We start from the raw sequence: 20542 nt of genomic DNA, 5'->3' as shown, positions 1-20542 counted from the left end.
ATCGATTATAATTTATAGTTAGATTTAAGAGCTATGCTTTAACATTGATTACAATTTTGTAATTATTTTACTTTTATTGATCTACGTCTCCTCTAATATGAATAGAACCATGACTAGTATGCAAAACTGCGTCACCTTCAACATGAAAGTTTGTGCTGAATAAATGTGCCATGACCGTATTTTTAGGAACCTCTATGACCTTATCCCCAGTTATAATCCTTACATCATCTCCTAAAGCTTGAATAGAGACACATCTATCTGTCAAATATCTACTCATATTTCACCCCCTTATTATCACTTAATATATAAACCAATGGTCAATAAAAGTACAATGGTGTTAGAGAAATAGCAACCTTGTATTACTTCTCACCTTCTCCTCCTCTTAGATGAATAGAACCATAAAAAGTATGCAGTACTGCATCACCTTCAACATGAAAGTTTGTACTGAAAGGATGTGCCATGACTGTATTTTTGGGAACATCAATTGTTTTATCCCCAGCCACAATCCTTACATCATCTCCTACAGCCTGTATATAAGCACATCTATCAGTCTTAAATCTACTCATATTTCATCTCCTTTCTATAATTGATAAATATAATGTCTATTTACTGATGATAACTAAATAGGCAACCTTGTATTACTTTTTATCTTCACTTCCTCTGAGATGAATAGGACCATGAAAAGTATGTAATACCGCGTCACCTTCAACATGAAAATTTGTGTTAAAAGGATGTGCCATGACCGTATTTTGGGGAACATCTATAACCTTATCTCCAGTCACAATCCTTACATCATCCCCTAAAGCATGTATATAAGCAACTCTATCAAGCTTACTACTATACATTTTCTCCCTCCTTATTATTTGAACAGAGATAATCTTGATGATCATTTAAAATATATTCAACAACTTTAGAGGTATTCGACATTTCTAAAATATGAAGTAATAGATTCAATCAAATATTAAAACAAGTTAATTTCAAATTTTGATATGACTGACTCTTCTATTGGGATAAACCACACAAATAACAAACACCTGCATATTAGCAGGTGTTTGCATCTTATTCATGCTTATCATGATTTAGTGTAATAGATTAAATTATTTTTGAAATGGCCACCAATTTGCTTTTCCAAATAATTTTACCATGACAGGTACAAAAAACGGTAAAAATACTACAGAATATAAGGCTAGTCCTGTTACAACTACCGTAGCAATTTCAACAAGAGATAATACACCAGATGGATACATTGCGGCAAAAGTTCCGATAAGAATAATCGCTGCAGATATTATCACGGTACCCATATTTTTCATAGCTAATAAAATAGCCTCAGTTGCTGATTTTTCTCGGTATTCGTTGAAACGATCCATTAGAAAAATACTGTAATCGACACCAAGTGCCATTAACATTACAAATCCAAAGAATGGTATGGCCCAGTTTACTCCATCATAATCCAGTACATTGGTAAAAATAAATTCAGTTAATGCCATTGAAGTAAAATAACAAAGAACTAGTGAGATCACTAAATATATAGGCATTACAATTGAACGAAGTAATATAATTAGAATGATTGAAATACCAATCAACATAATAATCATCGTTCTATTATAATCTTCATCGGAAATTCCTTTTAAGTCCGTATTAATCGATGTAACACCTGTTATTCCAAATCGATCATTTTCCAATTCTGTGCCTTTTACTGACTCAATCACGATGTTTTCAATTTCTTCAATCGCAATCATCGCATCTTCCGAATAAGGATTATCCGTTAAAATAACGTCAAGTACGGCAGTTGTTCGATCATTTTTTAAATACGTGTCAAATACTTGTTGGAATTCAGGCTCTTCGATGATTTCTGGTGGTAAATAAAAACCAGAAGCTTCTTTATTGGAATCTGAAGAAAGCTGACTTAAATAATCTTCTGCCATTTCCAACCCATCAGACACTTGAGTTAAACCATCAACACTAGCTGACATTCCTTCTTGAAGTGTGTCTAACTGTTCTATTAACTCATCATATCCCCCTTTGAGTTCACCTTGACCACTTGCAATTTGAGATAACCCTTTCTCCATCTCTGGTATACCCTGAATGACTTGTTGTTGTCCATTTGCAGCGGCTTCAAAACCAGTTTGAAGTCCTTCTATTCCCTTGCTAATTTGCAATAACCCGCTATGAAGTGCTTGCTGACCTGTATTTACCTCTTCAAATCCTTTGTTTGCTTCAATCATCCCATTGTTAACTGCAAGCAATTCTGAATTTAAAACCTTCAGTCCTTGGGTTAGTTCTAAAACACCTTGTTGTACTTGAGATACTGTACCTTGAATAGTTAAGAAATCTGCATCACTAGCCAATTGTGGATATTTTTCTGCTAAGTTATTGAATGGTGCATTTAATCCAGATAATGCTGCTTGTACTTCATTTAAATTTGTTTCAACCTGAGCATAGGATTGTTGAATTTGTCCTAAACCTGATCCTACAGAAGTATAACCTGCTAATAATTCTTCACTAGCAACAATGATTGTTTCTAAATTTTGATTTGCCTCATCAAGTCCAGTTTTTAATTCTAATGATCCAATTGAACCTTCTCTTAAACCTTGTTCAATCTCAGATAAACCGCCTTTAATTCCTGATACACCTGTTTTGAGTTCCAAAGTACCTGCAACCAATTCATCTATGCCTGATGAAGCCTGTTCAAGTTCAGGTTTTGAATCGAGAAGCCCTTGGCTTGCCTCTGAAAGACCATCTTTTATCTCGAGAATTCCTTTATTTCCTTCTTGCAAACCTTCTTCAAGCGCTTCAACTTGTGAGGCAACATAAAAATCTTCAATTTCCTCACCTAATGGTCTCGTAGCACTTCTTACTTTATCTACGCTGTCCAGTTTAGCCACTTCTCTGCTTATTTCCTCAATAATATTTAAATATTTGACTTTATCTAGTTCTTCATCGTGCTCTATAACAATTTTTGCGGGCATAGATTCTCCAGGTCCAAAACTATCTGCTATAATTTCAAATCCTTTTACAGAATCATAAGTGTCCCCAATCTCATCTAATGAATTAAACGATAAATCTCCATCATATGAAATATACAATGGAACTACAATAATAGCTACGAGACCTAAAGCTAATAAAGGACGAGCTAAAGAAAATCTACCTAAGGCTTCCCACAATTTGCTTTGTTTATGTTCAATCTTTCCTCTGACTGGCCAAAATAACTTTTTCCCTAAAACCGCCATAAAAAATGGAACAATCGTGATTAAAGCTAACATTAATATTGCAATACCAATGGCAACAGCTGATGCAGATTGATACAAACTAAAAGTTGAAAAACCTATAGCTGAAAATCCAATTAGTACTGCTAATGCACTGAATAAAACCGTTTTACCTGCTGTTGTATAGGTATGAATAATTGCACTTTTAATATCATCATATTTTGAAAGTTCTTCTTTAAAACGACTGAGCAATAATATGCAATAATCGGTTCCAATTCCAAATAATATTGCAACTAAAAAGATTTGCGTAAAATTAGAAAATGGGAAATCAAACCAATCCACTAAAAATCCAACAATGGATTGACTGACTATAAAAGTAATACCTACTGTTACAAGTGGTATAATTGGAGCAACCACTGATCTAAAAACTATAAATAGAATGAGTAATATAAATATGACGGTAATAATTTCCGTTTTTCTTAAACCTTCCTGTGAACTTATAATTACATCTTCATTTATAAAAGCTGCACCAGTAAAATAATGAGGAACAGAAATGGGTCCAATTGCAGAAATTAATTCCTCTCTAACTTCAGAAACCTCTCTGTCGTTTGGATCAACAGACAAAGAAGCTATAATCGTTTTATTACCCTGTGAAATTAATTCATCAGACATCTCTGGTGTATTAATATGAGATATAAGTTCAGTTATACCTAATGAAGATTTGTTTTTATCTAAATTTCCAATTGCTTCTTCAATTTGTTGTATATCATCATTATTCAAACCATCAGGATTATGAAATACTAAAGCACTGGAAATCCTATTTTCATTATCATTATTGCCTAAAATTTCTTCAGCGATCGATGATGAATATCCTTCTGGTACAGTGATTTGACCTTTCTCACGCACTAACTCCCCCATGTTTGGAGAAGTAAATAGTAAAAAAACAATCACTAAGATCCATAATAAGAAAATAAACCATCTACCTTTTATGATTATATTCATTTATACTTCCCTTTCAATTTGATCTGTAAGAACCCTTGCAATCTTTTCATACATCGTTATAAACTGTTCAATTTCTTTTTCCTCAAAATGATGAAGAATTGATCCTATAAATTGGTGTACTTTTTCTTGTCCTTTTTCTAATACTATTTTCCCTTGTTCTGTAATTTTAATTAAAATAACCCTGCGATCAGTATCACTAGGAATTCTTGTGGCAAATCCTTTTGAAACTAATCGATCTACCATTGCTGTAATCGCACTTCGATTTACATCACATAATTCAGCAAGTTCTGAAGAAGGACAAGGTCCAAAGAAATTTAAAAATCGAAGTGTAGTAAACTGATCTTTAGTCAGTTCAATCTCTAATTGCTCTTCCATCATCGAGTTTATTTTCCTTGATGCAACCACATATACTTCTTCATAACGTTCTATCAAAGAATTTAATTTGTTTTTATCCATCACACCATCCCTTTGGTTTTTTGTATAAATATAATTCATATAGTGAACTATATTACACATGAACTATGTTACCTGAATTATAGTGATACTGTCAATGATTTATGATCTACAAAATATGGAAAAATTATTAATTTTTCTATAAAAAATGACTTCGAAAAAAATTCCCCGAAGTCATTTGATATTTCAATATAAGTTATTAAATTATTTCTTTAGTATGAACTCCCCACTCTGAGCTTCTATAAATGCAAGTTCTTTTATCAGTAATGGATAAATAGGTTTATATTCCATTTGATATGTGCCTTCAACATTTTCTTGATTATATTCTTTCGTCCACTGCAACTCTACATCAAAATGCTCCTTAAACATTTCTTTTGCCTTTAATTCTGAAACAGATGGTTGTGTGTTTAACATTATTACCTTTTGGGGATCAACATCTGGTCCCATGTAATGATCCACTGTACCTTTTGTTTGATTAACAGTGACTACAACATTTCCGAAACGAATAGGGACTTCTTGATGATTCATTTGAAAGTGGAATGAAGCCCTTGAGTCTTTACTTTCAGTTTTTGATGGAACCAATTGAAAATAGGAATCTGCTTTTGGAAAAATTTTAAATAAAAATTGAACTGCAATCTCGAAGCATTCCTCTTGATTCAGTTTTAAAGCACCCTGTTTTTCCATAAATGAAAATACACCTTTTATTTCACCAGAGTTTTTATCCTTGATTAATTTAATCGTATTTTCATTTCGCTTCTGATAAAAACCCAATATACTGCGATCAGAATCATCTGGTTCATCTACTTCCATTCGCCATACAGTACCTATAGTAGAACCTAAGTCCGTTTCTCGTATTTTTTTAAAGATATTAAAATTTAATCCTATTAATTCTTCTATATTTGTTTGACCCTCAACTCTACTAGGAAGAGCTTCAAGACCTGATTCATTTATCTCCTCATTTTCCCTAAGTAATCCATCTCTTTTAGGGTCAGCTGGCACATTAACGAGCGGAAAATTAGGTTCAAAAACTAAATGAGGTAAATTATCTGCATTTTCATTTTCATATATTTCACTACTAAGGTTTGTAATTAATAAATTCATGTTTAATTCGTTCAGAAAAATGTCTAATGCTTTTTCCTTAGTCATGATTTCATTTGGAAAACTGATATTTTGAGCTCTACCATAGTACTTAAAGTTAACGATTTCACCTTGTTTTGTTACATCAATATAAAATCCAGTATTAGGTAATGGAAGATTTAATTCATATTGTGTGTAGGTCAATCTTATTCGTTTATCATTTATCAGCTCCCTTTTATTCATTTTAAACATTTGAATTGCATCTGGATAATGATTGTTTACGAATTGTAATGCAATTTCCTTTAACTGAACATCTGTTAATACATCATCATGATGATGTTCAACTTTTAAGTTTTTTGAAAAGAAAGTTAAAGAACCACTCCCATCTAACTCAATGCTTATCTCCTCATTTTTATTGATAGTATTTTTCCAAGCAAATAGCACCCTTTCCTCACCCTTTTTTTTCTCCACATAATCTTCTATCTCAAGCTCATATTCTCTTGGGATTTTTGCAATCTGTTCAGCTTTTTCTTTCAACTTTTCTTTTAATTTTTCTTTTAATTTTTCTTTTAACATTTTCATTTTCCTTTCCATAAGAATAATCACACGGTGATATTTTTCATCTATAAATTCTATTGCCTCTTTTAAGTATAGTAATTCATCATAATCAATATGAATAAAAGATAGATTTATATCTACTATTTTTTATTTTATCACCCACCATATAAATCGCTCCAGTTACATCAATTCATAAATTGTTATTAAAATATTAAAAAGCTAGAGACATCATTGCCCCTAGCTTGTTTATTTATCCTATTTTATGTACATTCATTATTTAGCTCTTGGAGTATTTTCAAATTTTCCTGCATGAGCTCCGTTACAAAATGGTGCAGTTGCTGTTAAACCGCATCTACAAAGTGCTCCTTTTTTCTCAAATGTATTTCCTTCCGCATCAACAACTTCAATTGTACCTTGTACTAATAAAGGGCCATTGTCCAAAACTTTAATTTTTACATCAGACATTATTCATACCTCCTCTAATTATTCATAATTATTGATTCATGAACGATCTTGATGTTGAAAAAATTATACACCATTCACTTACTTTTGTCTATTAACTTTTGGAAATATGGTTATTATTATAATTATGAATAAATATGTACAATATATACAACAATCTTTTATAAATTTTTGTAATAAATAACGGTTGTATGTAATTCCCCTCCAGCAGATTTTGCATAGTCAGGAATACGTCCAACTTCTATATATTCCAACGAAATATAGAGTTGGTTAGAAGGATCTCCTTCACGTGTATCCAATACGATTAAGGAAATTTGTTTTTCTCTAGCAGTCTCTTCAGCCATTTTCATAAGTTGTCTTCCCACACCATTTTTTCTAAATTGTGAGTGAACCATTAATTTGCATATCTCTGCGCGATGGTTTCCATTCTCTTTGACACTACAATCTAATTGAACAGTACCTATTACTTTCTCGCCATATTTTGCTATTAATAAAATGTTATTAGGCTTTATGGCTTTACCCCAATACGCTTCTGATTTTTCTTTTTTTAATGGGGATAAAAAGCCTATAGATGCGCCATGATTGACAACGTCAACTAATAGTTCTGACAAATCATCCATTTCATTACTGATTTTTTCTATTTTTTCAATTTGTATTTCATTTGATATCACCAATACAATCACTCCAAAAAATAAATTATAAAAACTATAATGATCAACAATTTAAATTCAATTATACTCTAAAAAATGTATTTAGAGAGTGAAATAATAAAAAATGACAATCTAAATCTGTAATAAAAGGCTGTCTCAAAAAAGAATTCATCATCCTTTTCAAGACAACCCAAAAAATAATTAAATGGGTAATTCAGTATGATTAACTGTTCCATTTCTCATTTTTCTATATTTATAGATGAAATAAATCAACGTTAATACACTAAATATAGTAATGAAGGTAAGTTGTACGATTGCAGCTTCCTGCCATATTATAGAATAATTAACCCCACCTGAAATAATTTCTTTAAATCCAGTAACTGAATAAGTCATTGGTAACCAAGTGCTTATCGTTTGTAGTGAGCTCGGAATTAATTCTAATGGGAATGTTCCATCACTTGTTGTCAGTTGTAATATTAATAATACAATGGCTACAAATCGACCTGCATCATGAAATACCGTAACTAAAAATTGAATAAGGGCCATGTACGTCAAACTTGTTAGTATGCTATACATATAAAATAATGGTATGCTCTGTACTTCGACATTTAAGCCATATTTTAGCACTGATACAGCTACGACTGCTTGTAGAATGACTATAAATGATACAAGTATCGTTTTGCTAAAGTACCAGCTAAAACCTGAAGATGGTAATAAAGCTGGTTCTCTAATCGGGATAACAATCGTTAGCAATAAACACCCTACAAACAACCCTAGAGATAAGAAATAAGGTGTAAATCCAGTCCCATAATTCGGAACTTCAGTATATTTTTCCTCTACAATTTGAATTGGACTTGCAAACATTTGATATAAGCTTTCAGTTCCCTGTATGTTAGAAGTTTCAATTGCAGCTTCATTTAATTTCGTGGATCACCAAGTAGACTTTGTCAATATCCTTCCCACTCCTATTGATCACTTTGACCGATATATTCATTTAGTCATTTTATTGCAAAAAAAAATCTTTTTTTTTATATAAATATTAAATTGAATGTACCCAATATTGTTTATTTTTGCAAACCTTCAACTAAATATAATTGAAACAACTTAGATATTTCTTCATTTGTCAAGGGCTCGTGTCTCTTTTCCCAATCCGAAATAAATGCAACATACAATTTTAAAATCACGAAAGCGGTAATTTCAGGATCACATTCCTTCATCTCACCATTTTCCACAGCACGTTCTACTTGCTTTTTAATGAAGGCTAACATCACATTTTCCATCTTTTTCATAGCTTCCTTAGCAGCAGGTGTTCCCATTTCTCTAATTTCAAAAGACAGCTTTATTGTAAGTTCGTGTGATCTACGAAAATCTAACATATTGTATAAAACGGTATGCAAGTTTTCAAAAAACGAAATATCTGTTCTAATTGATTTTTGGGCAACGATGCTCATTTCGTCTATTAATTGTGTTAGTATTTCATTAAATAACTCTTCTTTATTTGTAAATAAGGTATATATGGTTCCTTTTGCTACACCAGCAATTTTTGCGATCTGATCCATTGTTGTAGCTTTATATCCAAATACAGAAAATGATTTGCTAGCTGCATCTAAAATCTGCTTCTTTTTTTCTATACTCACTTTTCATCACCGCCTATGAAAAAAATAAAATAATGACTATTTTTTAATTTCGGTCAATTTTACATGAAATAACTTTACTACGATTTTTAACGAAAAGCAAGTATTGTTTTCATTCAACCGAAAAAGGCCATTCCAACTAGTCCTGACAACACAATGATTAACAATGGATGTTTATGATGGCGTATTAATAAATAAAGTGCCATTATAAATATGAACAAATTAACAATTAAATCCCAAGAGAAACTAGAATACAGCGTTGAATTCGTTGCCATTATCAAAGCAGCAAATATAATTAAAGCAGTAATGACAGGTCTAAGTCCATAAAAAACCGACTTCACAATATCATGATGAAATACTTTATATAATAATGATGCGATTAAAATCATAATCAATAAGGATGGAATTAACATACCTAAAGTTGCAACTATTGCTCCCCAAATATCTAGTATACTATACCCAATATAAGTTGCTGTATTTATTGCGATTGGTCCTGGAGACATGCCTGCAATCGCTATGGCTTTTACAAATTGTGCTTCATTCATCCATTGATGAATTGAAACTTCATGTTCAATGACAGGAATCATAGCATATCCTCCGCCAAAAGAAACAAATCCAATTTTCATAAACGTCCAAAATAATTCCCACATCGTTAAATTCCGTCTCCCATATAATAATCTGTATATTTGTATTGTTCTTTGGACTTTTGATCGTTGGTTACATTTTTAAAATATCCTAATTGTGTTTTCACTTTCATAATTAATATACCTGCAAAACCTCCTGCAACAATAACGATCATTGGAGGAACTTTTAAATAGATGAGTAAAAATAAAGTAATGATTAATGTTAAAAATGTACTTTTATCATAGATGGATGTTTTTGCCATCTTATAACCTGCATAAGATACCAACGCTATTATCGCAATTTGAATACCCTTAAATGCTGCATTTACTTTTTCATTGTCACTAAAAAAAGAAAAAAACAAACCTAATATAAAAACGATCAAAAATGTTGGCAGACTCATCCCCACTACTGCAGCTATCGATCCTTTGATGCCATGTAATCTATAGCCTATAAAGGTTGCTGCATTAATCCCTATTCCACCAGGAGCTGAACCTGAAATGGATAAAACATCGCTCATTTCTGTTTCATTCAACCATTTTCTGTTGTCTACTATTTCTTTTTCAATGGCTGGGATCATAGCGTAACCACCTCCAAAGGTGGTCGGACTAATTTTTAGAAATGAAAACAAAATGTCAATAACAAGTCTAGTCCCTTTTTGATGTTGTTCTACTTTCATGTGCCTGTCCCCTTAGAGTATCATTGATTCCCATTATACATTTAATCTAACATAAATGTGAAGATCCATAAAAACGGGAATGATATCAAATCCTATGTATGAAAAAACCGTTCATGTTATACATGAACAGTTCTTTTGGCTAAAGCTTCTTTTGCTAAAATATACATGGAGCAGCTCCATCCCAATGGCGTATTCGGATTAGGGATCTGTGTACCCGAATAATATAACTCTGGAAGCAGACCTGGCTCAATCATGATCTGTTCTGTTTTTTGTACATATTCACTTGCTTTTTCAATATGACCTAGTTCAAGATGACATAAGGCTAACCATGGTAATCCAAAACACCATTCCGCTTCTGAACCTTTATAAAACTCTCTTGGCTTCTCTCGTCCATGTTTTTGTTCAAGTGTACTATAGTAACTATCTCCTTCGTATCGGATAACACCGTTTTCACGAAGAAGCAACTCTTCAACCCTAGATACGATAACTTCCCCCATCAAACCATTTATAATTCGATATGGATATATAAGGCTCAATTGGGCTAGATCAATTGATTTATCAGCACTCTCACGTGGATAAAGCTCAAATAAAGACTTAAAACCACTATCTATTAATTTGGATGGGACATCCACGATTTTATCAATGGACTTTAATCCTGCTAAACAAGCACCTAATGAGGAAGCATGAATTTCTCTCCATTCCTCCCACATCCCATTATCTGGATCATGCCAATACTCTACATTTTGCAGATAATAAACTAACTTCTGTAAAATATCCAAATCCTTTTGATCGCGTATCATTTCTTTGTCATGTTGAATACCTAATCCAATCCCAAACAAAAAGGCTCCAATCATATCATGCTGAACGTGTCCCCATGCTTCGTCATGTATTTCTTTAACCTCATCAGCACTGTAACGAGCGTGAATGTATTCCCAAACCCATTTTGGTTTATGTTCTAATAAAATGTCTATTTTCCATTCGTATTCCCTAAATAAATCCAACAAGCGAAAATACGTTTTTTCATACCATTCATTATCTTTATTTACAAAAGGGAGTGAGATATACACATTATCACGAATCCATACATATTTATAAAATTTTGATGGACTAGCAATATATAAACCGTGAGGCTTACGAAGTTTGTCTAACACCCGATAACTTTCTTGCAACATCACGGATTCCTCCTCTTTCAAAAGGGTAATACATACTATGCATCCCTCTTGAGAAGGTGACCTGAATCCCATATTTCGAGTCATATGTCTCGGGTGGCATTTACCTAAGTGTAAACATTAAAAATACTTAATCTAAGTTAACCAACCTATGATACTTCCACCGATTGCAGAAACGACAACCACGATCCAAGGTGGAAGTTTCCATAACATTAATAAACTAAAGGTTATGATCACTAATACAAAATCATAAACATTATTCACTGAGCTAGTCCAAACAGGATCATATAATGCTGCTAATAAAATACCTACAACGGCTGCATTGATTCCCATTAGTGCAGACTGAAATTGCTGTTTTTGACGGATCACATTCCAAAAAGGAATAACACCAATCACAAGTAAAAAGGAGGGGAGAAAAATAGCGATAACAGCAATTAATGCAACGAGTATAGCGTTCATATTCGTATCCATTACTGCACCTAAGTAAGCTGAAAATGTAAATAAAGGACCAGGAACTGCTTGCGTTGCTCCATATCCTGCTATAAATTGATCATTTGTAACCCAACCTGGATTAACAACTTCACTTTGTAACAAAGGTAACACAACATGTCCACCACCAAAGACTAAAGAACCTACACGATAAAAGCTATCAAATAACGATAATAAAAATGTAGGCTGAATCACTGTCAAAATAGGTAATACTATAAGCAAACCAGCAAAAATAACAAGTGAAATAACAGCAGTAGATTTATGTACAGGGACATGGATGTTAGTTGATGGACTTTGTCCAGACTTTGATAGGAAAAACAAACCAATAAAACCTGCTAAAACAATAATGAGTACTTGAGTAAACACATAAGAAAAAATAAGTGAAACAATGGCAGCAATGATGGCAATTGTACCTCTCATTCGATCGAATGCATGAGATTTCATCATACCCCACACTGCTTGAGCTACGATGGCTACTGCTACTAATTTCAAACCGTGTAACCAACCTTGATTGGCTAATTCAAATCCACCTACTGCATAAGCAAAAATAATCAAGGCTATGACAGATGGCATTGTAAATCCAATCCAAGCTGCTATTGAGCCCAAAACCCCTGCACGTAATAATCCAATTCCTATCCCTACCTGACTACTTGCTGGTCCAGGTAGAAATTGACACAATGCAACCAGATCTACGTAAGTTTTTTCATCTATCCATTTTTCACGTTTTACATAAGTTTCACGAAAATATCCTAAATGTGCTATAGGACCTCCAAATGAAGTAAACCCTAATTTTAACGCTGTCCAGAACACTTCAAATACTGAGCCTCTTTTAATTTCTTCTGTTGATGTTGACATCTCATCCCTCCATAATCTGCTATATAGAGTTAAGTATTTTTATAAGTGAAATATCTTTATTGTTTCCGTTCATATGTAATAAAATAATAATCATAAGGATTTTTTTCATCCTTTATACCCCGAACTTTACTTGTTTGTTCCCATATCTTTTCATCAATCTCAGGAAAGTAAGAATCTCCATCAAAAACATGTTCAATTTGAGTGACATATAACTTATTAACATAGGGTAAAAAAAGTTTATAAATTTCAGAACCTCCAATGACAAAATTCTCTTCATCATTACACTGTTTTAGTGCTTCTTCTATCGTATTTACTACTGTACAGCCCTCTGCTTTAAAGTTCTTATTTTGTGTTAAAATAATATTTTTACGTTTTGGGAGTGGTCTTCCAATTGATTCATATGTCTTTCGACCCATAACAACTGGATGCTGAAGAGTCGTTGTTTTGAAAAACGCTAAGTCTGCTGGCAATCTCCAAGGAAGTTGATTATCCTTACCGATTAATCGATTTTGATCCATAGCAAAAATAATTGAAAGGTTTTTATGCTTAAAAGGTTCTGATTTCATCTTCTCAACAACCGCCTTTTGTGTTCTTTTAATTATTCTGTTTGTTATTTATGTGTTTGTTATAAATGACTTCCGAAATGACCTTGAATCCATGTTTTGTTAATAATGCAGTTGTTACACCTAATCCACTGACTTTCCTTCCAGAAAAGTCTCCGTTGTATATATAACAGCTCCCACAAGAAGGACTATCTTCTTTTAAAATCACATACTCAGCATTTACACTTTGGGCCATTTCTAACGTTTTTTTAGCTCCTTCTACGTATAAATCAGTTATGTTTTTCCCTGTTTTATCAATCACTTGTGCTTTTCCATTAATAACATCATTGCCATTTCCTCCTACAATTTCTGCAGGCTCTCGAGGTGTAGATAAACCACCAAGCAATTCTGGGCATACTAAAGTTGCCTTTCCTTCTTCAACTAAAGATTGAATGGAGGAATCTAATTTATGAGTTGCGTTATAACGACAATTCTCTCCAGCTAAACAGGCACTCACTAAAATCATAAAACACCTCCAATTTCTCCCAAGATTTATTCACACCATAAATGGGTGTTTCTAAATCGCTACCTCTGCTTTAATATGCGGGTGTGGATCATAATTCCTAATTTCGAAATCCTCAAATTTATACTCAAAAATGGTAGCTGGCTTTCGTTTTATGATTAGCTGTGGTAATGCTCGAGGTTCCCGAGTCAACTGCAGCTTCGCTTGTTCCAAATGATTGGAGTAAAGATGAACATCTCCACCCGTAAATATTAATTCACCCACTTCTAGTTCACATTGTTGTGCAACCATATGAGTTAAGAGAGCATAACTAGTAATGTTAAAAGGCAAACCTAAAAATGTGTCTACCGAACGTTGCTGCCACATGCATGACAACTTACCATCGGCTATGTAAAATTGAAAGGCATAGTGACAAGGTGGTAATTTCATGTTATCTATTTCCCCTACATTCCAAGCATTTACGATCAACCGTCTGGAATCAGGGTTTTCTTTAATTTGATTTACAACTTGTTCGATCTGATCTACAAACTTGCCATCTTTTGTTTCCCATTTTCTCCATTGAGAACCATAAACAGGTCCTAAATCTCCATTTTCATCGGCCCATTCATCCCAAATAGATACTCCATTATCTTTTAAATATTGAATATTCGTATCTCCTTTTAAAAACCACAATAATTCATGGATGATAGATCGAGTATGACATTTTTTTGTTGTTAATAGAGGAAAACCAGCTTGCAAATCAAAACGTAATTGTCTGCCAAATACTGAGATAGTGCCTGTACCTGTACGATCCTCTTTTTGTATCCCATTTTCCAAAATATCTTCTAGCAAGTTTAAATATTGACGCATAATATGTACCCTCCGAAATTTATTTCACCTTATTTATTTTCAATGATTTCACTGAAAAAATCAATATCAAGATGAAACAAGACAGTCACAATAGACTACTTACTTGTTTATAGAAAGAATGTGTTACTTTGATGATTTTAATTGTATTTTTCTGGTAAGTAGTATGCAGATAGATTCAAAGAAAAGTGATTATCCACTTGATTTTCGAAGCTTTCACCTAGAACTAATTCTCTGTTTAACTCAAATTCCATAGATTGCACCAAATAAAATCGTTTATCATTTTGTATATTTGTTAAAAAATCAATAAATTCATCATATGTCCCTGATAATTGTAAGAAGATATCAATTTCATATAAATCAGGAATAACATCTTGGATTTCTAATTGTTTTTCTTGCGTTTGTTCATCATCTTGATTTAATAAAAGATCCAGGTAATTAATTTCATCATCTGACGAATCATTTAATTCAAATTCACCATCATTAAACTCAATGTTAGAAATGGTTATACCTGTGGTAACCTGTAGTGTTTCTAATGTTTTTATCATTTCATCCGCTCGATCCACATTAGGTAATTGATCTTCAGCGTTTATAAAATTTTCTTGATTTTCACCAGATACTTGTTCCCTTGAACTCTCTACAACCATCTCAGTTTGTTCTAAAATCTTTTGCACATTTGTTTTTTCTTCTACCTTCTTTTCTAACAACTCCAAATTTTTTTGAAAATATAAAAAATAATAAGCTGCTAGGATGACATAAGATATGGTGATCCCGATAATCCACTTTGTTTTATTTTTGTACAGTCTTTTCATCGGATACCATCACTCCTGTTTTTTTAAATCAATGATATAACGAATTGAATAGTATTGATTTTCTTCTTTACTAATGACTTGTAAATCTGCTTGATTTACAAATGGAAGATTTCGCAGATTCACCAAATAGTCTGCTGCATGAGACAAACTATTTAATTCACTAATAATGGATAACTGTGATGGAAAACTAAAATAAACACTTGTTAGTTTTCCGTTCGTTGGTAAAGAAGAATTCATGTTTTGCAATATATTAGGTGCATCCAGACGAATATAATGCAGCACGTTTAAAATATCCTTTTTATCGATTTCTTGTTCAGCTAATTTAATCGCATTTAATTCATTTAAAACATTGTTTAACTCTTTTTGTTCAGATAATATTTCGTTAACATTTATTTCCTCTTGAATAATTTTTTGTTGTACTGATAAATTTTGATAGATAATCATTGAAATCAATAAAAACCAAGAAATAATAAAACAGATAATAAGTAAAGGAATCAGATTTTTTTCTCGATCTTTTTTTGGCAATAGATTAATATTGATCATTTGCGACCCATCCCTTTTAAAGCTAAGCCATATGGAAGCGTAAAATCAATGTCATCCTTTATCAAAGGATCACACAAATCAATATTTTCGATAGTTACTCGATCAAAAAATCCATTTAAATAGGAAATAAGTTGTTCTTTATAAGGGTAAGCTCCAATCAAAAGAATTTGCGAAATTTGTTCAGTGCCTTCATGGATATGATTTTCAAAAAACTGAATCATTCGATACATTTCCGATTGAATTTCTCCCCATTTCCATTCATGATCATGATCTTCATCGATATTCCTAAATAAATTTTGAATAGATATCTCCCTAGAAAGTTCGGGTGCTCCGTAATGATATAATAAAATCTCTACATGATCATTGGTTAAATAAACAAGCATCATATTTGGTGGAATTTCCTTCTTTACATGGTTGGTTACACGATATAAAGATAGAGAAGATAAATCTACTGTTTTTACCTTTAAACCTGCTTTTTGAAAAAGCGTAACATAAGACTCCACAAGTGTTAACGGTGCTGCAACAACCAATACTTGATTTTGATCTGCTTTTTTCTCATCTAAAACTACATAATCATAAATTGGGTTTTCAAAAGGTAATTGAATAGAAGTTTCAATTTCCAACTGTACCATTTGTTTTAATACCTTCCCTTTAGCAGGTGGGATCTCCAAACTTCGAATATATGCTTTAGATGAAGGTATGCAAATATGAATGGACTTACCAGTTAATTTTTCTTGTTTAATCCATGGTTTTATATTTGCTAACAATAAATCATAATTTACAATTTCATTGTCAAAAATCAATCCATCTTCAATAGGCAAAAAACCTGTTTTTGCGATTTTTTCAGCCTTTAACTGAACATATCGAATTCCTGTAGATGTGATCGTTATCCCAATGTTCACAGTTGTAAAAGGAAGGAAAGATACCATTGTAATATTTCATCTCCATATCCATAAGTAATGAGTGTACCTAATGCCAAGTAGGGTCCAAAAGGAATGGGTTGTTTTTTTTGCGTTTTTTTTAATACAATTAAAGTTATTCCTATTAAACTACCAACTACACTTGCTATAAATAATGCAAGTACAATTTGATTAATTCCAATGATCAATCCAAAAATAGCAAATAATTTAACATCTCCCATCCCCATGCCACCTCTACTAATGATAACTAATAACAGTAATACCCCTCCACCTACAATAAATCCAACAACATAATGCCAAATTGGTTGTGATGGAAATAGAAATCTAGCCAAGATAATAAAGGGAAGGAAAACTAGCAATACTTTATTAGGAATAATCATGTATTTTAAATCAGAAACGGTAATGATAACAGATAGACTAACGAGTAATAATCCAATCATTAATTCCCCAGAAAAACCAGTGATGAAATATATCCACATAAATAAAATACCCGTTATAAGTTCACCAAACAGATAAATAGGGGAAACTTTCAGACCACAATGTCTACATTTCCCCTTATAAAATAAGTAACTAAATATAGGGATTAAATCCCAAACCCCCAGTCGATGCTGACAATGGGGGCATTGGGATGGTGGATATACAATGGATTGTTTATTAGGAACTCGTAATCCAACTACGTTAAAAAACGAGCCAAATACTAGTCCAAGAATGAAAAGATAGATATAGATTAGTGTTGTCATGTATTTGCTCCAAAAAATTAATTAGAAGGCTTTTTTAATTTAGGATGTCTTCTCCTACTACGTATTCTTCTTCAATACTATTGGTATCCTCTACATAATTTACTGTTATACTCTCACCATTAGCTGCAAACGTTACATTAGTATCATTTACGTTTAGAGCTTCTCCTGTTGCTGGATCAACAACTCCACTAAGAAATCCAGAATCATCCAAATCAGATAGAGTAATAACAACATCATCTTCATTATTACTTACATCTGTATTACTTATTGTTACACTTAATCTAGCAGCTTCATATAATTGTATTGCAACAGCTTCTCTAGCCTGAACTTCAGTATCGTTAATAATTCCATTAATTGAAGGTACTGCTATTGCAGCAATAATACCTAAAACCACAATAACTGCTAACAATTCTACTAAAGTTAATCCTTTTTCTTGTTTGTACATGTTTTGAATTTTTTTTCTCATTTTTAAACACTCCTCATTTTTAATCTATTAATTATCCTAAGTTAGAATATATGGATAACATCGGAATAAGTATAGCGGCTATGATCGTACCCACCACAACTGTTAACATTAAGATTAACAGTGGCTCTAGTAAAGACTTTAAACGATCTACTAAATTCTCTACATCTTTTTCATAGAATTGAGCAACTTTTTCCAACATTTCTTCCAATGTACCTGTTTCTTCCCCAATTGCAATCATCTGTGTTACTAATGGAGGGAATACCCATGATTTTTTTAGTGGTTCTGACAATGGTAGTCCTTTTGTTAATGAATCTTTAGATTCATGTAATACTTTCCCTATCACTTTGTTATCTACAACTTTCTCAACGATAGTTAGTGAATATAGAACAGGTACCGAACTAGCATAAAGGGACGATAAAGTTCTCGACATTTGTGCTATCACTGTCTTCTGATTCAACTTACCAAAAAATGGTATTTTCAATTTCATAACATCTAAAATGTAACTCCCAAATTGAGATCTCTTAAATCCTTGAAATGCAACCACTAGAAGAATAACGCCTAAAAGCCATAAATACCATTGTGACTGCATACTATCACTTGTTGAAATAACTATCTTCGTTATGAGCGGCAATTCTGTACCTAAATCTTCAAATACAGTTACAAATCTTGGTACTACAAAATTCAATAAGTAAATGATAACGATGAATGAGATTATACCAACGATCATCGGATACATCATTGCAGACTTCACTTTTTCTTTCGTGTAATGTGCCTTTTCAAAATAAATGGCTAACCTCTCTAACGTATCCTCCATCTTCCCTGCTTCTTCCCCTGCACGAATCATATTAATAAAGATGGGCGGAAAGATGTGTTTAAATTCAGAAGTTGACTGAGAAAAAGAATTCCCTTTTAACATTGAAGTTACAACAGATGTTAAGGCTTTTTTTAACGGTTTACTTTCTGTCTGTTCAGCCAAAACTCTTACGGATTCTACTATAGACACCCCAGCCCGTGTTAATGCAGATAACTGTCTGCAAAAAATAATAAAATGTTCATTTTTCACTGGGTTCCCAAAGTAAATTTCCTTTGACCACAAGGTAGGGTTGTAATCCTTCAAAGAATAAACAATCCACTTTTGTTTTTTTAACTCCGACATTGCTGTGGATTTATCAAGAGAAGTTAAAACTCCTTTATATCTTTTTCCTTGTACATCTTTACATTTATATTCGTATTGAGGCATCCTGATCTTTTCCCTCCGAGAGGTAGGTTTTAGCTGTTTTTTCATCGATTAAATTTTTTCTAAGTAATTCTTTCAAACTCATTTCCATCGTATGCATACCTATCATGCCATTGGTTTGCATAATGCTTTTCAGCTGATGTACTTTTTCATTTCGAATAAGATTAGCAACAGCATGATTATTGATTAATACTTCTGTTGCACAAACTCTCCCTTGTCCTGATTTATTCGTTAATAACCGTTGAGAGACAACACCTTCTAAAACTAAAGAAAGTTGAATTCGAATTTGTGCTTGCTGCGAGCCAGGGAAAGAATCAACAATACGATCTATGGTTTGCATTGCATCGATGGTATGTAATGTTGCCAATACAAGATGCCCAGTTTCTGCAGCCGTTATTGCTGTACTTATCGTTTCAGGATCTCGCATTTCTCCAACTAAAAGAACATCAGGATCTTGTCTTAATGCGGCACGTAGTCCAGTAGTGAAATTCAACGTATCTAAGCCAACTTCACGTTGATCAATGATACTTTTTCCGTGTGAATGTAGGTATTCTATCGGATCCTCTAAGGTGATGATATGTTTCCTTCCATTTTGATTGATATAATCAATCATCGCCGCTAGAGTCGTTGATTTTCCGCTCCCAGTTGGACCTGTTATTAATACAAGACCGTGGCTTTTATTGGATAGTTGGGATAATACTGGAGGTAACCTCAGTTCTTCAAGTGTGGGAATTTTGGTGGGAACAATTCTTGCCGCAATACTAACTGAATTCCTTTGACGATAAACATTTACTCGAAAGCGAGAGATACCAGGTACACTAATTGAAAAATCCACTTCGCCATTTTGTTCAAAAAATTCGTATAACTTTTCATTCAAGATGGATTTTGCATAATTTTCTGTTTGTGATGGCTTAAGAACTTCTGTGTCGAGTGGTTTTAATACCCCATTAACACGTATAATCGGTGGTGATCGAACTGTAAAATGTAAATCAGATGCTTCTGCTTCAAAAGCTTTCTTTAATAAAAATTCAAATTCTTTCTTTACATCTGCAGACATC

24 protein-coding genes are annotated in these 20542 nt (G+C 32.8%); all 24 read right to left on the bottom strand.

What is annotated here, in order from left to right:
• Nucleotides 1-73: 73 nt before the first annotated feature.
• Nucleotides 74-277, bottom strand: coding sequence for a hypothetical protein (locus ERL59_RS03505; protein ID WP_160644531.1), 204 nt, complete (start codon nt 275-277; stop codon nt 74-76).
• Nucleotides 278-359: 82 nt separating this feature from the next.
• The gene (locus tag ERL59_RS03500) at nt 360-566 is read right to left on the bottom strand and encodes a hypothetical protein (RefSeq protein WP_160644530.1); all 207 of its coding nucleotides are present in this window, start codon (nt 564-566) and stop codon (nt 360-362) included.
• A gap of 72 nt (nt 567-638) precedes the next feature.
• Nucleotides 639-845, bottom strand: coding sequence for a hypothetical protein (locus ERL59_RS03495; protein ID WP_160644528.1), 207 nt, complete (start codon nt 843-845; stop codon nt 639-641).
• 252 nt (nt 846-1097) lie between these two features.
• A complete protein-coding gene (locus ERL59_RS03490; RefSeq protein WP_160644527.1) occupies nt 1098-4208 on the bottom strand; it encodes an MMPL family transporter in 3111 nt (1036 codons plus the stop codon).
• Entirely contained in the window at nt 4209-4664 is a 456-nt protein-coding gene (locus tag ERL59_RS03485; protein ID WP_160644525.1) for a MarR family winged helix-turn-helix transcriptional regulator, read from the bottom strand.
• Between the two features lie 201 nt (nt 4665-4865).
• Nucleotides 4866-6314, bottom strand: coding sequence for a YcdB/YcdC domain-containing protein (locus tag ERL59_RS03480; protein ID WP_160644523.1), 1449 nt, complete (start codon nt 6312-6314; stop codon nt 4866-4868).
• Between the two features lie 255 nt (nt 6315-6569).
• Nucleotides 6570-6761: a CDGSH iron-sulfur domain-containing protein gene (locus ERL59_RS03475; protein WP_160644521.1), complete on the bottom strand. Its 192-nt coding sequence runs from the start codon at nt 6759-6761 to the stop codon at nt 6570-6572.
• A gap of 158 nt (nt 6762-6919) precedes the next feature.
• Entirely contained in the window at nt 6920-7378 is a 459-nt protein-coding gene (locus ERL59_RS03470; protein ID WP_201763469.1) for a GNAT family N-acetyltransferase, read from the bottom strand.
• A gap of 231 nt (nt 7379-7609) precedes the next feature.
• Nucleotides 7610-8299 carry a YhgE/Pip family protein gene (locus ERL59_RS03465; RefSeq protein ID WP_328699893.1) on the bottom strand — a complete coding sequence of 230 codons (690 nt, stop codon included), beginning with the start codon at nt 8297-8299 and terminating at the stop codon, nt 7610-7612.
• A 173-nt stretch (nt 8300-8472) separates the two neighbouring features.
• Nucleotides 8473-9045 carry a TetR/AcrR family transcriptional regulator gene (locus ERL59_RS03460; protein WP_160644517.1) on the bottom strand — a complete coding sequence of 191 codons (573 nt, stop codon included), beginning with the start codon at nt 9043-9045 and terminating at the stop codon, nt 8473-8475.
• Nucleotides 9046-9158: 113 nt separating this feature from the next.
• The gene (locus ERL59_RS03455) at nt 9159-9692 is read right to left on the bottom strand and encodes a chromate transporter (protein ID WP_160644515.1); all 534 of its coding nucleotides are present in this window, start codon (nt 9690-9692) and stop codon (nt 9159-9161) included.
• Between the two features lie 2 nt (nt 9693-9694).
• A complete protein-coding gene (locus ERL59_RS03450) occupies nt 9695-10342 on the bottom strand; it encodes a chromate transporter (RefSeq protein WP_160644513.1) in 648 nt (215 codons plus the stop codon).
• 116 nt (nt 10343-10458) lie between these two features.
• Nucleotides 10459-11514, bottom strand: a complete 1056-nt coding sequence (locus ERL59_RS03445; RefSeq protein ID WP_160644512.1) for a glycoside hydrolase family 15 protein — start codon at nt 11512-11514, stop codon at nt 10459-10461.
• Between the two features lie 132 nt (nt 11515-11646).
• Entirely contained in the window at nt 11647-12855 is a 1209-nt protein-coding gene (chrA, locus tag ERL59_RS03440; protein ID WP_160644511.1) for a chromate efflux transporter, read from the bottom strand.
• Between the two features lie 56 nt (nt 12856-12911).
• The gene (locus tag ERL59_RS03435; RefSeq protein ID WP_160644509.1) at nt 12912-13421 is read right to left on the bottom strand and encodes a dihydrofolate reductase; all 510 of its coding nucleotides are present in this window, start codon (nt 13419-13421) and stop codon (nt 12912-12914) included.
• Between the two features lie 28 nt (nt 13422-13449).
• The gene (locus ERL59_RS03430; RefSeq protein WP_160644507.1) at nt 13450-13923 is read right to left on the bottom strand and encodes a DUF523 domain-containing protein; all 474 of its coding nucleotides are present in this window, start codon (nt 13921-13923) and stop codon (nt 13450-13452) included.
• A gap of 51 nt (nt 13924-13974) precedes the next feature.
• Nucleotides 13975-14769 carry a thymidylate synthase gene (gene thyA / locus ERL59_RS03425; protein WP_160644505.1) on the bottom strand — a complete coding sequence of 265 codons (795 nt, stop codon included), beginning with the start codon at nt 14767-14769 and terminating at the stop codon, nt 13975-13977.
• Between the two features lie 137 nt (nt 14770-14906).
• Nucleotides 14907-15578 carry a hypothetical protein gene (locus ERL59_RS03420; RefSeq protein ID WP_160644504.1) on the bottom strand — a complete coding sequence of 224 codons (672 nt, stop codon included), beginning with the start codon at nt 15576-15578 and terminating at the stop codon, nt 14907-14909.
• 9 nt (nt 15579-15587) lie between these two features.
• The gene (locus ERL59_RS03415) at nt 15588-16121 is read right to left on the bottom strand and encodes a PilN domain-containing protein (RefSeq protein WP_160644501.1); all 534 of its coding nucleotides are present in this window, start codon (nt 16119-16121) and stop codon (nt 15588-15590) included.
• A complete protein-coding gene (gene pilM, locus ERL59_RS03410; protein WP_160644499.1) occupies nt 16118-17050 on the bottom strand; it encodes a type IV pilus biogenesis protein PilM in 933 nt (310 codons plus the stop codon). Before pilM ends, ERL59_RS03415 begins: the two co-directional genes overlap by 4 nt.
• The gene (locus tag ERL59_RS03405; protein ID WP_160644497.1) at nt 17020-17781 is read right to left on the bottom strand and encodes a prepilin peptidase; all 762 of its coding nucleotides are present in this window, start codon (nt 17779-17781) and stop codon (nt 17020-17022) included. Before ERL59_RS03405 ends, pilM begins: the two co-directional genes overlap by 31 nt.
• Nucleotides 17782-17815: 34 nt before the next feature.
• On the bottom strand, nt 17816-18247 hold the full coding sequence (locus ERL59_RS03400; RefSeq protein ID WP_160644495.1) for a type II secretion system protein: 432 nt from the start codon (nt 18245-18247) through the stop codon (nt 17816-17818).
• A gap of 31 nt (nt 18248-18278) precedes the next feature.
• Nucleotides 18279-19487 (bottom strand): type II secretion system F family protein, encoded by a 1209-nt coding sequence (locus tag ERL59_RS03395; protein WP_160644493.1) that lies wholly within the window; start codon nt 19485-19487, stop codon nt 18279-18281.
• Nucleotides 19468-20541, bottom strand: coding sequence for a type IV pilus twitching motility protein PilT (locus ERL59_RS03390; protein WP_160644490.1), 1074 nt, complete (start codon nt 20539-20541; stop codon nt 19468-19470). The genes ERL59_RS03395 and ERL59_RS03390 overlap by 20 nt, the downstream gene beginning before the upstream one ends.
• Nucleotide 20542: the final 1 nt, after the last annotated feature.

Source organism: Chengkuizengella marina, assembly GCF_009910845.1.
GTDB classification, from domain to species: domain Bacteria; phylum Bacillota; class Bacilli; order Paenibacillales; family KCTC-33759; genus Chengkuizengella; species Chengkuizengella marina.
The sequence above is the reverse complement of the archived record's forward strand: the minus strand, read 5'-3'. Positions and strand labels throughout refer to the sequence as shown.